A 16,376-nucleotide genomic window follows, 5' to 3' on the forward strand; every position below is an offset into this window, starting at 1 on the left:
ATGCCATCTTCCAAATACACTTCCGATACGCGAAGAAATGCATATTGGGCATAAAACGCTTCCAAATACTCTTGGGCGGAAATTCGAATGGGAGTCTTAGGCCAACAAACAGATAACTCCTGCAAGGCTGTTTGTAATAGTTTATGACCAATCCCCAGCCTACGGAAATCAGTTTTCACCACAAATCGTCCAAGATTGACTTCGGGATAACGAAGCCCTGGCGGGAGAATCCGTGTATAAGCAATCAGTTCTCCACCCTCATTACAGCCAGAAAGATGCCTGGTCTCCGGGTGCCGGTCATACTCATCCAACTCCCGATATGCACATTGCTGCTCCACCACAAACACATCCACCCGCAACTGCAAAATTTCAAACAATTGCTCGACAGTCAATTGCTGAAACGTCTTCACTTCTCACTGGATATCTGGCATGGTTTAGAAAAAACTCTAATTTCCCTGAATATTTTTCTTTTTCACTTAACCTGCCATTTTCAACTTTATGGGACGATGTGGTGCATCAAGTATCCCTCGGACTACACCTAGCAAAGATTTTGATTTCACAAATGGGGACGTTACCTTCTTTGACCACTTCAAGGCTCCTTGTGAATCCCCCTGATAAGCCTGGGCATACGCAATTTCCTGTAAAAGCTCAGCTTGAGACTGTTCTTCTTTAATAGAAGAAATGATTTTCAATGCCCTGTCCACTTTTCCTTCTTTGACAAAAGCCAGCGAGATGTCTTTTAGCGCTCTAGACCTTCTCGTTTCATCAATCAATGAAGCAATTCGGACGGCCTCTTCCACATGACCTTTTTGAACCTGAATGTAGGAAATTTTTTCCAACGCCATTTCCCGATTGTAAGGAGGCCTATCGCCTTTCCTGGTAATCTTCCCCAAAGTCTCCAAAGCCCCTTCGATATCCCCTGATTCGGCTTGCCCGTCTGCAATGGCTTCATACGGGGAATCCTCCAGTTCAGAGTCTAACGAATCGGCAATCTCTAATGCTTGTTTGACCTTACCTGACCTGGCAAGGTCTCGTAATATGAAAATATATGGAGGAGGCCAAGGAATTTCTGCCCTGAAGCGAGAAGCCGTCTGCAATGCCCCTTTCACATTTCCCGCTTTTGCTTGATAGACTGCAATTTCTCGCAAGGCATGATTTTTATGAGCAACGATTTCAACTAACTCCGTGGTTCGTAAGGCACCGGCTATATCTCCAGCCTTGGCTTGGCATGCTGCAATCCCCCACAGAACTTCTGACTTCGCAAAGCTTTTTTGGGTGGCAGATGCTCCACGTAGCGCACGCTTAAGATTAATAAGACTTTCCTGAATGCTCCCAGCCTCGATTTGCACAAACGCAATACCTTGCCATGCCTTGGCGCTGGCATGTCCATCTGGAATTGTTTTGGCAACCTCAATTGCACCGGCAATATCCTTAATAGATATTTGAGCCAATACCACTCCCTCCAAAGCATATTGCCGGGTAAGGCCCAGCGGAATTCCATTAATCTCCGACAATAATCCTTTCAATTGACCTTTTTTTATCTCCTCTTCTGCGATTCCCCAGAGGGCAGAAGGATATCGGTCAGCTGCCTTCAGGGCGGTTTGAAAACCGCCACGAAGATCTCCTTTTATCGCTTGGAATTCTCCAATGGCTTTCAATGCATCTTCTTTTGCATTGGTTCCCGTCTCAATTCTGTTTAAAATTACTAGCGCCCCAGGGACATCTCCGGATTTAGCTTTCTCCAAAGCAATTCCTCCCAAGGCCTGTTCCCGTTCAAGAGTTGGAAGGGTTGTGGCCATTTGAATCGCATCATCAATCTGACCTACCTTCGCCCTCGCAAGGGCAATCTCTTTTGTTAGTCTGTTTTTCCGGAAATTGGTGAGAGACCCATCCGGAATCTTCACCAAGGACTGGAGGGCATTGCCAATATATCCTGTCTTGGCTTGCACAATACCCAACTCTTCCAATAAAACATGTTTATCGGGACTCTCCTTTAAGATTTCGACCAAGCCAGCCACTTGTTTCAGAATCGCTTGAACATCAAATGATTCATGTAAATCATTGGCAAAAACCTGACCTGTAGTAAAAAAGAAGAGAAGACATTCCCCAAAAAACCATTTTGCAATTTTAAGATATCTACCCTGTCCCTCTTTAATCATGTTTCGATATTCATATGAAATTTTCAAAACTACCTGGCTTATTCGCGAGGGATCAATCCTGTTACCTATTCATCACGCAACATGTGCACAAACAACCCGTCACGGAGTTTGGGTTCAAACCAGGTGCTTTTGGGAGGCATGACACGATCCGCATCCGCCACCGCCATCAGTTCCTCAACAGTTGTGGGGTACAACCAGAAGGCGACAGCCCAGTCCCCACTGTCCACCAACGCCGCAAGTTGTTGGGTCCCGCGAATTCCGCCCACAAAATCTATGCGTGGATCTGATCGTTGGTCTTTGATTCCTAAGAGCGGATCCAACACCCGCTCCGTCAATTCTGAAACCGCTAGCGCACGCACCGGGTCCCGCTGACTGTTCAACGACGGATCCTGTTTGGGTTGAGCCCGATGCCACTGCCCTTCCAGATACATATCGAAACCGGCGGAAGGTGGTTTGCCTGGTTGCCCAGTCACTTGTAATTCAAAGTGCGGAGCTAATTTCTCGAGTAATTCTTTGGGGGTGAGCCCATTCAAATCCCGAACGACTCGATTGTAGGGAAGGATTTGTAATTGGTCATGTGGAAAGATGACGGCCAGAAAACCATCTTCGTGATTTCCGGAAGGAAGCACACTGGCATGGCCACGGGAGGCGCGCACTCGGCTTGCCGCGGCCGACCGATGATGCCCATCAGCGATATATAATGCCGGAAGTACTTGAAAGTCCTTGATGACTTCTTGAATGGCGGATGGATCTCGCACACTCCAGACCGTATGCTCGATTTTATCCTCAGCGATAAAATGCACATCCGGCTTCGTATTCGTCACCCCTTTTAACCACTGATCGATTTTGGCCGTCTGGCGAAAAAAGAGGAGGACCGGCCCGGATTGCGATTCATGAGTTTCAATAATTTTTACCCGATCGGCTTCCTTGACCGGCCGCGTATATTCGTGCTTTTTGATGATACCCCGGTCGTATTCGTCGACGGACGCCAAGGCCACGATCCCGGTTTGCTCATGCTGCCCCCACTTTTGTCGGTAGACCCCTAAAAGTGGTTGTGATTCTTGAGCCAACACGCCATCGTTGATGAGCTTTCGAAGATTGTCAGCCCCTCGTTGGTAAACCTCGCCAGAATACGGGTCGACTCCATCACCAAGCTCAAGCTCTGCCCGGCCAATACGCAGGAAACAATGGGGATTCCCCTCTGCTAAATCGCGCGCTTCTTTCAACGAAACGACGTCATAGGGAGGAGCTGCTACTTGACTGGCCAATTCTGGTCTGGGCCTGACGGCGCGAAACGGCGCGATGGTTGCCATACAATCATTCTCCTTATTTAAATGGATGCACTTAAACCTTTCAGATGAAACACCATTATCATCCGGAAAACGGGTCCTCCCGTTCCCTGGACAAGGGTAAACGATAGTATTGGAGACGAGCAACGTTTTTACGCACATTGGCAGGAGAGACTGATGACGAAAGACAGGAACCAAATAGGAACGATTGGGGATCATACAAAATATATGACTCTTCGCTCTTTCATGTGAGTCACTGAAAGGTTCGGCTCATAGGATCCGACGCCTGCCGTCTGGCCCAAGGGAGGGACGCTCTCATCATCCAGCGGGCCTTGTTTGAGCGAAGCGAGTTGGTCCGCCCTCTTCAGACTGGCGTCCATCCCCTCCTAATGAGGCCAGACGGGGCGTCAGTGGTTTTGGGGCCTTTTGCCGGAACAAAAGGGCCTCGCCTGCCGGGGCGAAACTCGGCAACCCCGAAAACCACTTTGATGCAAGATTTGGTGGAGCAAATGCGACGCGATTACTTGCCAACGCTTGTTGACTGGCCAAACCCAAGGTAGATTCTTGGATAACCATCGGCAAGCTGTAAGGCCAAAACCATAAATTCTGTATGATCCACTATTGGCCGATGTACCAGCCCACACCCGAGCGTTCCAAATAGCTCGTCAGAAGAAAGAAGGAATTGGTATAGAGGAGACCGCCGACGGCCACCAGCAGCAATCCACTCATGATGGAGAGCGGCTTAATATAGTTTCGGATCTGCCGGAAATGGGTTAAGAATCGATCGAGCCATACAGCAGTGACAAGCAGTGGAAGCCCAAGCCCAAGTGAGTAGAAAACCAGGAGGGCCAATCCATCAACAGCGGTATCGGTGGTGCCGGCATACAATAAGATAGACGTGAGTATAGGCCCCACGCAGGGAGTCCAACCGACGGCGAAGGTGACTCCGATGAGAAAGGATCCCAGATAGCCTACAGGGCGGCTCTGAAAATGGAGACGCCGTTCTTGGGACAGAAAACCGAAGTTGAACAGCCCCAGCACATACAGACCAAACAGGACAATCAGCCCTCCTCCGATCTTTCGCAGATAGTCCTGATAGTTGATCAGCCATTGGCCGAACAAACTGGCCGAGAGGCCAAACGCGATGAAGACGACCGAAAACCCTCCGATGAATAACAGAGAATTGACAATGATTGGCTTCCGAACCTGATGCCGCCCGGTGGGAGCCCTGAGTTGGTCAATGGAAAGTCCCGTGATATACGAGACGTAGGACGGCACCAGAGGAAGCACGCAAGGGGAAACGAATGACAACAGCCCGGCTCCAAACGCCGCCAACAAGGTGACCTGAGAAATGTGCGTGACGGATTCCATCATGAGTGTTCTGTCCGTGGGTAACCGGGTCGTCCCCGTTGAACGTTTATTTTCTTAGACTCTTGAGAAACTCCTGATACTGAGGATTCTGGTTGATCCCTGCACCACGGTGGGCAAGGATCATTTCCCCATCTGCGTCCATCACCACGAATGTCGGAGTAGCATTGACGCCGAAGGCTTGCGCCACCTCATTATCCTGATCGTAGGCTGTGGGATACACAAAGGTATCAGGGTTGGATGTGACATACTTCTCCACATGGGCCAGACTGTCTGAGAAGGCAATGGTCAGAACTTGAAGCTGGTCCGGTTTGTTGCCTTGATAAAATTTCGCAAGCACCGGCAATTCCATTTGGCAATACCGACACCATGGCGCCCAAAAGACGAGAAGGGCCGGGCGACCATTCAAGGAAGCCTTGCTGTAGGTGTGACCGTCAAATGCCCGGAGTTGAAATTCCGGAGCCGGCACGGATGGGCCGGCGGTAGCTGCCAGGACACCGAAGAGCAGACTCAGGGCGACCATCATGAACCCGGCAATCCCGCCTCTGATTACCGTGATCCATTGTTCCCGGTGGGAGCCTGAGAGGCTCCCACTGGATGCGGTATTTTTTTGTCTCATCGAGGTACACAATCTCATCCGCATATTTTCTCCTTACGGTTTGATATACACATATCCTTCGCGTTGAAGATCGGCAATGCGCTTCACGGCAACCGGATGCTCGGTAGGTGTGAACCCGGCCACCAATTTCTCAAGCGGTGTCCCATACAGTTTCATCGAGACCTGACACATTTCGGCCTTGATACCCTTGTCAATGACCGCCTTCAATTTATCTTTCAACTCCTGATCGACCGTGTCGCTTTCAAATAACTTCAAGGCCGGACCATGCACGACCAGCACGAGGTCGATTTTGTCTGGTCCGCCTTCGGCTTCGATGTGTTTGTTAATCAAAGCCATCGTGTATTTGGCGAGAGCCGGGTCGTTACTATCCAGGTGATACAACACTTTCACTTTGTCCTGGCCCGGTGTCTTATCTGCCAGAACCAAACCGGGACTCAGAATCAGTCCATACACACAAGCAAACACCAACGCCGAGAGCATCAGGAACGGCTTAGGAATGAAATTCAGCATGACGGCCTCCTTGGATTGAACAGTGGATGAGAACAGGCTCCATTTGGGAGTCTTCATCGTCTGAGGCTATTGTGTATGAATTGAGAGGAAAGCGGTAGGTGCGAACACCAGGAGTCGGGCGACTATTCCGCCCTTATCCGAATAGGGGTAAATGCCCCTATTGGGAGTGTTGAAAAAGCCCGCCAGCGGCGTTCTCGCCGTTTGGCCGTGCTCACGTACCCCCCGTACGCTCCGCGCGCCCAAACGGCTGCGGCCTTGCTGGACGAGCCTTTTTTAACACCCCCTAATTTTTCCGGTGTGAGTTTCAGACACTCATAGGCTAATGAAAAGGTCAAACATTTGAATTATTCAACAGCCTCTATGGGGAAAACCGGCGGACGAACTCAGCCGCGGCCTGAGAGCGGCGGGTCACCTGCAGTTTCTGGAAAATATTCTCAAGATAATGACCGACGGTTTTATCGCTCAGGTCGAGCGCTGTGGCAATTTCCTTATTGGTTTTTCCTTCGGCCACGAGTGTTAACACCTTCATTTCCTGAGGAGCCAACGATTCTTTCTTGCCGTCAGGAGAAGGGATGGAGAGATGCTGCATCTTGGTGAGGACCCGTTCTGTGGTGGCAGGGTCGAGGATGGATTTCCCCTCAGCTACGGTTTGTACCGCTCGGACTAACTCTTCTCCGCTGATTTCTTTCAATAGAAAGCCTTTAGCCCCTGCCATGATAGTAGCCATCACCGCTTGGTCGTCGGCAAAGGACGTCAAAAACAACACACGGGTTTCAGGAGAGGCATTCCGAATCTCCCGACAGGCGTCAATACCGCTCCCGTCCGGCAGACGGACATCCATGAGGACCACATCGGGATGAAGCCGGTCGGCTTCTGAGACCGCCGTAACCCTGGTCCCTGCTTCACCAACGACCTGAATATTCTCTGTTTCGGTAAAGAGCGTTTTCAGGCCCAGGCGAAGCACCTCATGATCATCGACCAGTAAAAGACGGATGATGTGTAGGTTACGTCTTGGCATGACTCCCTTCCTTGGCAATCTCAAAAACAATTCGAGTCCCACGGTGAGGTTTCGACCACACCTGAAAATACGCTCCCAGTCGCTTAGCGCGTGCGGCCATATTTTTCAATCCGTGAACCCCCTCATACGTATTCTCAAGATCAAAGCCCAGACCATTGTCCGCCACTTCAAGGCACACGGTCTTTTCCCGCACCTGAAGGGACACCGTGCCTGACGTGGCCTGTGAATGCCGCACGCTGTTGCTGATGGATTCTTTCACCACAAACAGCAGGTGGGTAGCTTCCTCCGGTGTGAGCAAATCGGCCGCCTCCTGATCGATCTGCAGGTGGAAAGGCAGGTTCTGGGATTTTTCGACAGTATGCACAAGCGTGCGCATTTCTTCCACCCATTGCTGTCCATTCAGGCATTCCGGTTCAAGACCATTAATATGTCGGCGCAGGTCTTGAATCACGAATTTGAGTTCCATCAATACATCACTGATCCCGCTGTGGGCTTCTTTGGGATGCTGTGGAATGAGCCGTTGACACCGTTCAAGATTCAGCCTCAGCGCAAATGTCGATTGAATGACTCCGTCATGAAGATCCCGGGCCATACGTTCCCGATCTTCCAAGACCGCCCGGAGTTGTTGTTCACTGCGACGACTGGCTTGTTCAGCCTGTTTGGTTTGGATCAATGATGTCCGTAACTCAGAGACCGTGGCCAAATACCCTCGCCCGACATACCCCAGGACTAAAAAGTACGCCATCAACCGCAGGAAATGCCAAAACCACCATCGACTGCCCCAGATCACCGAATAGGTAAACATCAATTCCGCAAGGCCGAACATGAGGGCCAATGAGGCAAAGAGGAAATCTTCCGATCGACCCGAGTTTCGGTAATCCAAAAAAAAGCGAAGCGATCCGGCGAAAAACAACATGCTCGCAAAACTTTTTGGAGCCACAGCGGCTGGCGTGAATGCCCCTTCACGAACCATCACCGGTAAAGATTGCGGAAATCCAATCGTCCATAAGCCAAGGGCAAGGGCTCCGCCAGTCATCACCCACGGCATCCATTTAATCGTTGTGTGATGTTTCCCCGTTGCCGAGAACCACATCAGCCCGAACCCCAAACCTCCCAACAAGCTCGCACTGCCCCGCAATAAGACGAATCCATTCCCCGGTATCGATACCGCGTGAAAGACTTCAAGAATGCCCATCCCGAGAAAGCCACCGGCGATGGGATAAAACTTCTGATTGGTGTGTTCAGCGGTCCTTTGAAGCGATACGATTCCCATGGCAATGGCGGCCAAACCGCCGACCGTTTCCAATGTGGAATGAAGGGGCTCATGGGACCAGCGCCACTCCGGCCAGACACCCGGAAGGAGGATGCCCGTCACCAACGCAGCGATACCGCCCCCACCAACCATAAGATACAGGGTGAAAGGTTTCATGTATTCGTTCCGCAATGTTCTTCTCAGGCGCTCCACTCGAACGGCTTATTCCCCTGATGAGCGAGATCAGACCTAATCAAGACAAGAGGGGGTGCAACTTTGGCCTTATGCCTCACCCATGTTCTTTCATTTACCAAAGGCGATTACCGTCCCTTTACAATCCCCATTTTTTTGATGCGAGCCACCAGCGTGGTGGGTTTAATCCCCAACCGCTCCGCTGCTCCGCCTTTCCCATAAATTTTCCAATCCGATTCCTGGAGAGCCGCCAGCGTATTGTCCCGTTCCCGACGCCGCATTTCCTGTTCAGTCACCACGCTCCATTCTCTGGCCGAAGCCTTGGACTCCCGGTGCTGTGAGGAGGATCGCCCTTCTCCCGGTTGAGGAATATCGAACGACAATCCCTGCTGTCCGGAAAGGATCAGGCCTCGTTCAATAACGTTCTGTAACTCTCGAACATTTCCCGGCCAGTTATATCGTTGTAATTGCCCCACCGATGCTTCCGTTAGTCTTGGTTGCACACAGTGTAGCTTTTTGGATGTCACTCCGAGAAGGTACTCGGCTAAGAGCGGAATATCCTCCTTCCGTTCGCGGAGCGGAGACATTTCAAGAGGGAAGACACTGAGTCGATAATACAGGTCCTGCCGGAATCCACCGGTCTCCACCTCCTGCTTTAAATTCTTGTTGGTCGCGGCAATCACTCTGACATCCACCTGTCTGGTGCGTTCCTCTCCCACACGCTCATATTGCTGCTCCTGCAACACCCGCAGAAATTTACCTTGAAGATCCAAGGGAATTTCTCCGACCTCGTCCAGGAACAAGGTGCCCCCATCCGCCGCTCCAAATCGCCCTTCTCGATCCTTGACCGCTCCGGTGAATGCTCCTTTCACGTGGCCGAAAAATTCACTCTCAAACAGTTCCCGAGGAATTGAGGCACAATTCACCCGGATTAACGGCTGGTCTTTCCGTTGACTCCGTTTGTGAATTTCCCTGGCAACCAATTCCTTACCGGTTCCGGACTCACCGAGAATCAACACGGTGGCCTCTGTGGGTGCCACAAGATCTATTTGACGGATCACATTGTGCAGAGCGGGGCTTTGTCCGACGAGATCCCCGAAGGCTCCGGCTTCGAGGACTTCCTCCTGTAAGTACCGGTTTTCCGCTTGCAACCGGTTTTGCCGTTCCAAAAGTTCTTCCGCCTGTTTTCGTCCGCTAATATCAACCAGAAATCCTTGGTACCACTGCACCGCACCTTCCGCATTGCGGATCACCCTGGCATTTTCTGAAATCCAGATTGGCGTCCCGTCCGCCCGATAGACCTCCGACTCAAAATCCGTGATGACATCCGTTTGCTCCAGCAACCGGCAAAATTCCTCCCGCTTTGTTGGCTCGACATACAGATGGCGACCGATATCTTTGACGGCTTCCATTAATATTTGGGGGGAATCATAACCCAACAAATGGCTCAGGGCGGCATTGGCATTGAGGAATACACCGGCAGGTGTTGCCTGGTAGATCCCTTCTACCGCTTGATTAAAAATGGCGCGATATTTTTCTTCCGATTGCTGAAGTGCTTCTTCGGCTTCTTTTCGCTGAGAAATATCTCGAATGATTCCGCTGAAAAAGAGCCGGTCTTTTTCTTCCCATGCCGAAAGCGTGAGTTCGAGGGGGAATTCCTCTCCGGTGCTTCGCAGACCACTCAGTTCCACGGTCTCTCCAAGAATTCGCGTCTCTCCCCTCGTGCTGTACCGCTCAAGCCCCGCCTGATGCGCCAGTCGGTATCGATCCGGCATGAGCATGGTGAGAGGTTGGCCGACGGTCTCCTCACTTTCATAGCCGAAGATGTCTTTGGCCCCCTTATTCCAGAACAGGATGGTCCCTGATTGATCCGCGATAATGATGGCATCGTGAGATGACTGGGCGACGGCCCGAAACCGCATTTCTGCTATGTAATTATCTTTTCCATTATTCATTGGCCCGTTGGTCCTTATCCGGTTTCAGGTCACTTTCATCTATGGGTCTGTTGAAAAAAGCCGCCAGCGGCGTTCTCGCCATTTTTCCGTACTCACGTACTAAGCGTACGCTCCGTGCGTTAAAACGGCTGGGGCCTTGCTGGACGGACTTTTTTGAACCGACCCCCCGAGCCATTGATGAGTAATCCAATCCTGGGCAAATTTGCCCTTGAAAATCTTTATTATTCAACACTCCCTCTATAACCAGGATATTGAAATGCTGAAAGATAACGAAGCGATTATCATATTAAACAACATTATTACGTTGTTATTCAGCAAAATATTGCTATTCAACAAATTATTGTTGAATTAAAATTCAATAAAATCAAATTAAATATATATAAATCAAATACTTATGCATTTTTATTGCGTGGCACATAATCTGCTTGAAGGCTATAGACATGATGTTGCATCTATAGGCATGGATAGGCAGGCATCCCCTTTAATCATCATATTTATGTTCGCAAGAAAGGATCGCAGAATGAAGAATCGACATTCAGGCCGGATAGGATTGGCCATCGCGCTTTTAGCTATGACCGGAAGTCTTTCCACCTTGGCCTCAGAAGTCGAGGCCAAGAAGGTCACGGTAGAGCTGACGGCAGTGGAAACGGAAGTGGTCATTGATGGGAAAGGCACCACCTACAAAGCATGGACCTTTAACGGACAGGTTCCGGGTCCCGTCGTACGCGTGACCGAAGGAGACCAGGTCCATTTCATCCTCAAAAACCACAAAGACAATGGTCGCCCACATTCCATGGACTTTCATGCAGCTGAAACGGACTTCCTCGCCAATTATCGCGATGTGAACCCTGGCGAGTCGCTGGAATATGTCTGGGAAGCGAAACGGCCAGGAGTCTTTGCCTACCACTGCGGCGCGTTTCCAATGATTCAACATATTGCCCGCGGCATGTTCGGCGCCGTCATTGTGGACCCGAAAGATACCAGTGCAATGCCCAAGGCTGACCGGGAATATGTGCTGGTGCAATCGGAGTTATTCACGAAAGATCCTGATGACGTCAAGGCAATGATGGACGCGAAAAATGACCATGTCGTGTTCAACGGCGGGATATTTAAGTATGATCCGGTTCACGCAGCAAAGGGCGGAGAGTTCCTCACCGCCAAACCGGGTGATCGGGTACGGTTTTATTTTGTCAACATCGGCCCGAATAATTTCTCCTCACTTCATCCGATTGCGGAAATCTGGGACGATGTCTGGGCCAGCGGAAATCCGGCCAACCGCATGCAAGGAGTCCAAACCCAGGTGATCGGTGCAGCAGATGGCGCCATTCTGGATGTCGTCGTGGAACAAAAAGGCGTCTATCCGATCGTGACCCACTCACTGAAAGATGCGCTCACCGGAGCCATTGCTCTTCTTGAAGTGAGCGATGAAGCCAAGACGCTTCCTCTGATGCCTTCAGTTGGTCCCAAAACCACAGAAACAACCGGCAAATAGTAAAAGAGGGCACCATCAGGCATCCCTCTAATTGAACTCTTGTCTCTTCGTGGGAGGCACCTTAATCGTCTCCCACGAAGAATCGGGCTTGACCCCACCCCCAAGACACACATTCTCGTATTTTCTGCTAAACAGTTTTTGCCCGGCCGGGGTTCAATCGAACAACGTCCCAAATAACTTGAACGCGTTCTCCCAAGTCGCCCCGTTGCCCAAGCCTGGCAAGACAAGGATGTCTTTACACTCTCAGGTCTCCATCATTTCCAGCCTGGTATCAAACTCATGCCCGCATTGGACACATCGGATACAATCCGATTCCACCAACGGTTCATCATCTCGAATCCCCATTCCCCCGCAATCGGGACATCGGGCTAAATGAACTTTTTGATCGTCGACCGTTTCGTATTGCGTTCCGTGAAGGCAAAACACCGGTTGTCCTTCAAGAACCCATTGCTTCCCGGCCTTATCAATAACCGGCAGGGCAATGTAATGCTGGGCCGCATAGGTCTCTTGCTCCGTTCGTGTCGGAAGACCATCTTGAACCAGTTTGTCGGTTTTGACTTCGTAAAGTGCACCTGCTTTGGAAATGACTTTTGTCGGTCCCATCTTCACCTCCTTTACATGTAAACGCACCGTTGTAAAATCACATTGCCACTGGTGAACTCCCGGGTGTCTGGTGAATGTTCCTGGTCCCAGGCGTTAACAGACACTCACCCTCCTTTGGTCAGCTATCCCCTTCAATTTTTTATGCCTTGAGGCCGATAATATCTTTATACGAAAAACTCGACAGAAACCCTTCATCACCGTTAAGGCTCATTCGCATGCCAGTCTCGCCGGTAAGACTTATGCTGCTGATCGGAGGGTGGATCAGTCTTGGCCTGGGTCTTTTAGGGATATTGGTTCCACTCCTCCCCACAACTCCCTTTATCCTCCTTGCCGCCTGGTGCTTTTCCAAAAGTTCTCCTCGTCTCCATGCACGGCTGCTCAATCAACCCCTGTTAGGCCCAATGATTCAGAATTGGGAACAAGAAGGCAGCATCAGTCAGAATGCGAAAGTCACGGCCACGGTTTGCATGATTGGCCTGTTTGGGTGCTCTCTCTTTGCCTTCCCCTTTTCGGTTCTCCTCACCATCTTTCTTGTCTGCATGGGCACTGGAGTCTTAATATTTATCTGGACTCGACCCAAACCCTCACGCCATCTTAATCAACTCAGCAATCGCCCCACTGACTCCGGCAAAAATCTGGTGAGGCTTGGCTGATCCATACATATAGGCTGGCGTGGTGATCACTTTATTGCCGTGATCCACGACATATTTTTCCACCGCACAATTCTGATGTTTGGCACCGGTTTTTTCTAATTCGGATGCGGTTCCGGCGTCATCTCCAATGGTCACATTAATGCCTTTTTTCCCCAACGCCAATGCCATGATAGCCGGCGCAATACAAATGGCCGCGATGGGCTTACGGCTGTCACTAAATTCTTTCACGATCCTGGCCACCTGTGGATCAATTTGGCCACCACTCCCCTTTTTCCCAAAATCACAGAGATGCAACGCGGCTCCAAAACCTCCCGGAAAGGCCAGGGCGTCAAAATTCTCTGCCTTGAGTTGTTCTAACGACTGAATCTCGCCACGAGCAATGCGGGCGGCCTCCTGCAACACATTTCGTTTCTGTCCGGTGGGTTTTTGAGTGAGGTGATTCGTTTCCTCAACATCTTTATTGGGTGCAAATACCTCATAGTCAGCTCCGTTTTGACCGATGGCTATGAGCGTGCTAATGGCTTCCGTAATTTCAGCTCCATCTAAGAATCCACAACCTGAAAGAATCACGGCCACTTTTTTCATAATTTCCTCCTTTTCCCTGAATGCACCGTAGAAGGGACAGCAGTCCCAACCCGGACTGCCCAAGTATTTCGTGATAGGTGTTACGCTAGTATGACTCCGGGATGAAGGTCAATCTCTGGATATTCCTAAATTCTCTTCTGAGTCCGGGCACTCCACTCCCTGATATGCCCTCAAAGCGAATGACGCTTCTTCTCAACTTTCAGCCCGCAGCACAATCCTGCTCATTCACCAACCAGTCCTCCCATGGTACGCTGTGGGAGAATTCGTCATTACACCTTTTGAATGAGGGAACGTATGAATCACCAGCGATTTGATTTTCGCGGAACAGGCGTCAGTTGTTTATGGTTATTTATCTGGACGTGGGTGTTGACCGTGATCACCTTTGGCTTATTTTTTCCATGGGCCTATTCTGCTCAACAGCGGTGGATATCGGAACACACCTTCATCGGTAATCGCCAGCTCGCCTTTCACGGCACAGGAATCGGATTTTTTGGGACCTGGCTCCTGATCATGGTGCTTACGATCATTACTTTTGGACTCTATATGCCTTGGGGCTTTTGCCGGTTGAAACGATGGCAGACCAATAACCTCGCCTTCGCAGATGAGGAATTCCAAGGGTAACTCCGGGTAAGCATCAATGACTATTCTTATTCTGGCGGTGGGGAGTTACGGGGATGTGCTGCCCTTAGTGGGTATGGCCAGACAGCTCCAGCAACGCGGGCATACCGTCACGGTCTTCACCAGCGCCCATTTCACAGAGCTTGTCCAAAAAACGGGAGTGGAGTTTGTGGCCATTGGAACGGCCGAGGATTATAACGCCATGGCCAATAACCCCGCGTTGTGGCATCCTCACAAAGGCTGGCGCCTCATCATGAAACGGGTGGTATCCGGCGCCCTGGAAGAATCCTACAGCCTCCTCAAATCAAAGATCATCCAGGGAAACACCATTTTGGTGAGTTCCACCCTAGGATTTGCCGCTCGCCTCCTTCAGGAAACCCTCTACATTCCCCATGCCACCGTCCATTTTTCGCCAGGCGTCTTCCACTCAGCCCACCAAGCACCAAAAATCCCCGGCCTGCCACTTCCGGATTGGTTGCCCGTCTCATTCAAACACCACATGTGGAAATTCCTGGATCACACGATCATCGATCCTGTGGTGAAACCCCGACTGAATCGTTTTCGCCGTCAGCTCGGTTTACCGCCGGTTTCGCGGATCTTTCATGACTGGCTGCATTCACCCGATCTGGTCTTGGGGTTGTTCCCCGAGTGGTTTGCCACACCTCAGCCTGACTGGCCTCCAAACACAAATCTCACCGGATTTCCCCTCTATGATGAAGCCCCGGACAGCGTTCTCCCTACGACCCTGAAGCGTTTCTTGGATGCACACCCCGAACCCTTGGTTTTTACCCCAGGCTCAGCCAATAAACATGGACAATCTTTTTTCAAGGAGGCAGCCGAAACCAGCCAGGAACTAGGACGGGCGGCGATTTTTCTAACGCGGTACCCGGAACAACTACCCCCTTCCCTCCCGAAGGGAGTGACGCACTTTTCCTATGTGCCCCTCAGCCAGCTCCTCCCGCATGCGGCTGCCCTCATTCACCATGGAGGCATCGGCACCTGTTCCCAGGCCTTACGAGCAGGAACCCCGCAACTGATTCAACCCCTGGCGTTTGACCAATTTGATAATGCGGCTCGGATTGAAAAATTAGGGGTGGGTAAGATGATTCGGAAACGAAACTTCAAAGCTTCCAACATCGTTCAGCATCTCCAGTCTCTGCTCTGCTCCTCGGATGTGAAAACTCAGTGCCAGAGCCGACAAAACAATTTTTTGAAAAATGATTATCTCAGGAAAAGTTGTCACCTGCTCGAAACAACATTCAGAATAGTGTGACTTCTCGACAATACTTTATGGATGGTCCATGGCCACTTCCTCTTGTCAACAGGGATATTTGTATTTCCTCTCCAATGAAATGTCCGTAAAGCTTGATGAACTTTGCAAACACTTGCTAGAGTGCCGAGGTTGTGACAACACCATCTCCCTTACAATTCCAAAAGAAAAATCCAAAAGCCATTATCTCCACAAAATTTGGAGATATTGAAATCCGTTTTTATATGGATGACGCGCCTCGACATGTGGAAAGCTTCCTCAATCTCGTCGGCCTGAAATTTTATGATGATACGACCTTTCACCGGGTCGTCCCGGAATTTCTGATCCAGGGTGGCGACCCATTAAGCAAACATCCTGAGCGGGAACTCCATGGCACCGGGGGACCTGGATTTAGCCTCCCGCCCGAACCGAGTGATCGACCTCACCGTCGTGGGACAGTCGCCATGGCCAAAGTCCCGCGAAATCCAGAAGCCACCCGGGATATCTCCGATAGCGGATCGCAGTTCTATATCATCGTGGAGGACACCAGCAGTCTTGATCGGATGTATACGGTGTTTGGCAGAGTGGTGAAAGGTATGGAGGTGGTGGATCAAATTGCGGCATTGCCGTGCGATGACCGGGACAATCCACTGGAATCCGTGCGGATGAAGGTCAGAGCAGAGGAATAGCCCTTAAGCGGAGTGTTGAATAATACTGATCTCCGATGGCAAAACGTCGCACAGCCATACGGCCCCTTAGAAGATTCGGGTCGGTTCAAAAAAGCATGCCCTGAGTCTTCCCGAAGGGTCCGTCC

The 16,376-nt window shown here is 50.7% G+C and carries 15 protein-coding genes; 4 read left to right on the forward strand and 11 right to left on the reverse strand.

Annotated elements, in window-relative coordinates:
• The 9 genes from AAH187_RS15975 to AAH187_RS16015 all read right to left on the reverse strand — a co-directional run.
• Nucleotides 1-410 (reverse strand): GNAT family N-acetyltransferase (locus AAH187_RS15975; protein ID WP_342349471.1); only part of this gene is annotated, 410 nt, incomplete at its 3' end.
• Between the two features lie 66 nt (nt 411-476).
• Nucleotides 477-2,159 (reverse strand): hypothetical protein, encoded by a 1,683-nt coding sequence (locus tag AAH187_RS15980; protein WP_342349472.1) that lies wholly within the window; start codon nt 2,157-2,159, stop codon nt 477-479.
• Nucleotides 2,160-2,224: 65 nt separating this feature from the next.
• Nucleotides 2,225-3,472: a DUF1015 family protein gene (locus tag AAH187_RS15985; RefSeq protein WP_342349473.1), complete on the reverse strand. Its 1,248-nt coding sequence runs from the start codon at nt 3,470-3,472 to the stop codon at nt 2,225-2,227.
• Nucleotides 3,473-4,066: 594 nt separating this feature from the next.
• Nucleotides 4,067-4,822 (reverse strand): cytochrome c biogenesis protein CcdA, encoded by a 756-nt coding sequence (locus tag AAH187_RS15990; RefSeq protein WP_342349474.1) that lies wholly within the window; start codon nt 4,820-4,822, stop codon nt 4,067-4,069.
• Nucleotides 4,823-4,865: 43 nt separating this feature from the next.
• Nucleotides 4,866-5,435, reverse strand: a complete 570-nt coding sequence (locus AAH187_RS15995; RefSeq protein WP_342349475.1) for a TlpA disulfide reductase family protein — start codon at nt 5,433-5,435, stop codon at nt 4,866-4,868.
• 33 nt (nt 5,436-5,468) lie between these two features.
• Nucleotides 5,469-5,945 carry a DsrE family protein gene (locus AAH187_RS16000; protein ID WP_342349476.1) on the reverse strand — a complete coding sequence of 159 codons (477 nt, stop codon included), beginning with the start codon at nt 5,943-5,945 and terminating at the stop codon, nt 5,469-5,471.
• 358 nt (nt 5,946-6,303) lie between these two features.
• Nucleotides 6,304-6,963, reverse strand: a complete 660-nt coding sequence (locus AAH187_RS16005) for a response regulator transcription factor (protein WP_342349477.1) — start codon at nt 6,961-6,963, stop codon at nt 6,304-6,306.
• Complete coding sequence (locus AAH187_RS16010) at nt 6,950-8,392, reverse strand: sensor histidine kinase (protein ID WP_342349478.1); 1,443 nt, start codon at nt 8,390-8,392, stop codon at nt 6,950-6,952. The genes AAH187_RS16005 and AAH187_RS16010 overlap by 14 nt, the downstream gene beginning before the upstream one ends.
• Before the next feature lie 143 nt (nt 8,393-8,535).
• Nucleotides 8,536-10,362 (reverse strand): sigma 54-interacting transcriptional regulator, encoded by a 1,827-nt coding sequence (locus AAH187_RS16015; protein WP_342349479.1) that lies wholly within the window; start codon nt 10,360-10,362, stop codon nt 8,536-8,538.
• Between the two features lie 520 nt (nt 10,363-10,882).
• On the opposite strand from AAH187_RS16015, the gene AAH187_RS16020 reads away from it, so the two are divergent.
• The gene (locus AAH187_RS16020; RefSeq protein WP_342349480.1) at nt 10,883-11,854 is read left to right on the forward strand and encodes a multicopper oxidase domain-containing protein; all 972 of its coding nucleotides are present in this window, start codon (nt 10,883-10,885) and stop codon (nt 11,852-11,854) included.
• Nucleotides 11,855-12,097: 243 nt separating this feature from the next.
• Here AAH187_RS16020 and AAH187_RS16025 read toward each other — a convergent pair whose 3' ends face one another.
• Together AAH187_RS16025 and elbB are read right to left on the reverse strand one after the other, a co-directional pair.
• Nucleotides 12,098-12,457, reverse strand: a complete 360-nt coding sequence (locus AAH187_RS16025; protein WP_342349481.1) for a hypothetical protein — start codon at nt 12,455-12,457, stop codon at nt 12,098-12,100.
• 584 nt (nt 12,458-13,041) lie between these two features.
• A complete protein-coding gene (gene elbB / locus AAH187_RS16030) occupies nt 13,042-13,695 on the reverse strand; it encodes an isoprenoid biosynthesis glyoxalase ElbB (protein WP_342349482.1) in 654 nt (217 codons plus the stop codon).
• Between the two features lie 294 nt (nt 13,696-13,989).
• On the opposite strand from elbB, the gene AAH187_RS16035 reads away from it, so the two are divergent.
• The 3 genes from AAH187_RS16035 to AAH187_RS16045 all read left to right on the forward strand — a co-directional run bounded on the left by AAH187_RS16035 (nt 13,990) and on the right by AAH187_RS16045 (nt 16,251).
• Nucleotides 13,990-14,316 carry a DUF898 family protein gene (locus AAH187_RS16035; protein ID WP_342349483.1) on the forward strand — a complete coding sequence of 109 codons (327 nt, stop codon included), beginning with the start codon at nt 13,990-13,992 and terminating at the stop codon, nt 14,314-14,316.
• A 16-nt stretch (nt 14,317-14,332) separates the two neighbouring features.
• Nucleotides 14,333-15,586, forward strand: a complete 1,254-nt coding sequence (locus AAH187_RS16040) for a nucleotide disphospho-sugar-binding domain-containing protein (RefSeq protein ID WP_342349484.1) — start codon at nt 14,333-14,335, stop codon at nt 15,584-15,586.
• A gap of 131 nt (nt 15,587-15,717) precedes the next feature.
• On the forward strand, nt 15,718-16,251 hold the full coding sequence (locus AAH187_RS16045; RefSeq protein ID WP_342349485.1) for a peptidylprolyl isomerase: 534 nt from the start codon (nt 15,718-15,720) through the stop codon (nt 16,249-16,251).
• Nucleotides 16,252-16,376: the final 125 nt, after the last annotated feature.

Origin of the sequence: uncultured Nitrospira sp. (assembly GCA_902500695.1) — a bacterium.
Lineage (GTDB): Bacteria > Nitrospirota > Nitrospiria > Nitrospirales > UBA8639 > Nitrospira_E.

Excerpts from the sequence above, each read along its gene's own strand:
- AAH187_RS15980 (WP_342349472.1), bottom strand. The coding sequence starts at position 2,159 with ATGATTAAAGAGGGACAGGGTAGATATCTTAAAATTGCAAAATGGTTT.
- AAH187_RS15985 (WP_342349473.1), bottom strand. The coding sequence starts at position 3,472 with ATGGCAACCATCGCGCCGTTTCGCGCCGTCAGGCCCAGACCAGAATTG.
- AAH187_RS15990 (WP_342349474.1), bottom strand. The coding sequence starts at position 4,822 with ATGATGGAATCCGTCACGCACATTTCTCAGGTCACCTTGTTGGCGGCG.
- AAH187_RS15995 (WP_342349475.1), bottom strand. The coding sequence starts at position 5,435 with ATGAGACAAAAAAATACCGCATCCAGTGGGAGCCTCTCAGGCTCCCAC.
- AAH187_RS16000 (WP_342349476.1), bottom strand. The coding sequence starts at position 5,945 with ATGCTGAATTTCATTCCTAAGCCGTTCCTGATGCTCTCGGCGTTGGTG.
- AAH187_RS16005 (WP_342349477.1), bottom strand. The coding sequence starts at position 6,963 with ATGCCAAGACGTAACCTACACATCATCCGTCTTTTACTGGTCGATGAT.
- AAH187_RS16010 (WP_342349478.1), bottom strand. The coding sequence starts at position 8,392 with ATGAAACCTTTCACCCTGTATCTTATGGTTGGTGGGGGCGGTATCGCT.
- AAH187_RS16015 (WP_342349479.1), bottom strand. The coding sequence starts at position 10,362 with ATGAATAATGGAAAAGATAATTACATAGCAGAAATGCGGTTTCGGGCC.
- AAH187_RS16020 (WP_342349480.1), top strand. The coding sequence starts at position 10,883 with ATGAAGAATCGACATTCAGGCCGGATAGGATTGGCCATCGCGCTTTTA.
- AAH187_RS16025 (WP_342349481.1), bottom strand. The coding sequence starts at position 12,457 with ATGGGACCGACAAAAGTCATTTCCAAAGCAGGTGCACTTTACGAAGTC.
- elbB (WP_342349482.1), bottom strand. The coding sequence starts at position 13,695 with ATGAAAAAAGTGGCCGTGATTCTTTCAGGTTGTGGATTCTTAGATGGA.
- AAH187_RS16035 (WP_342349483.1), top strand. The coding sequence starts at position 13,990 with ATGAATCACCAGCGATTTGATTTTCGCGGAACAGGCGTCAGTTGTTTA.
- AAH187_RS16040 (WP_342349484.1), top strand. The coding sequence starts at position 14,333 with ATGACTATTCTTATTCTGGCGGTGGGGAGTTACGGGGATGTGCTGCCC.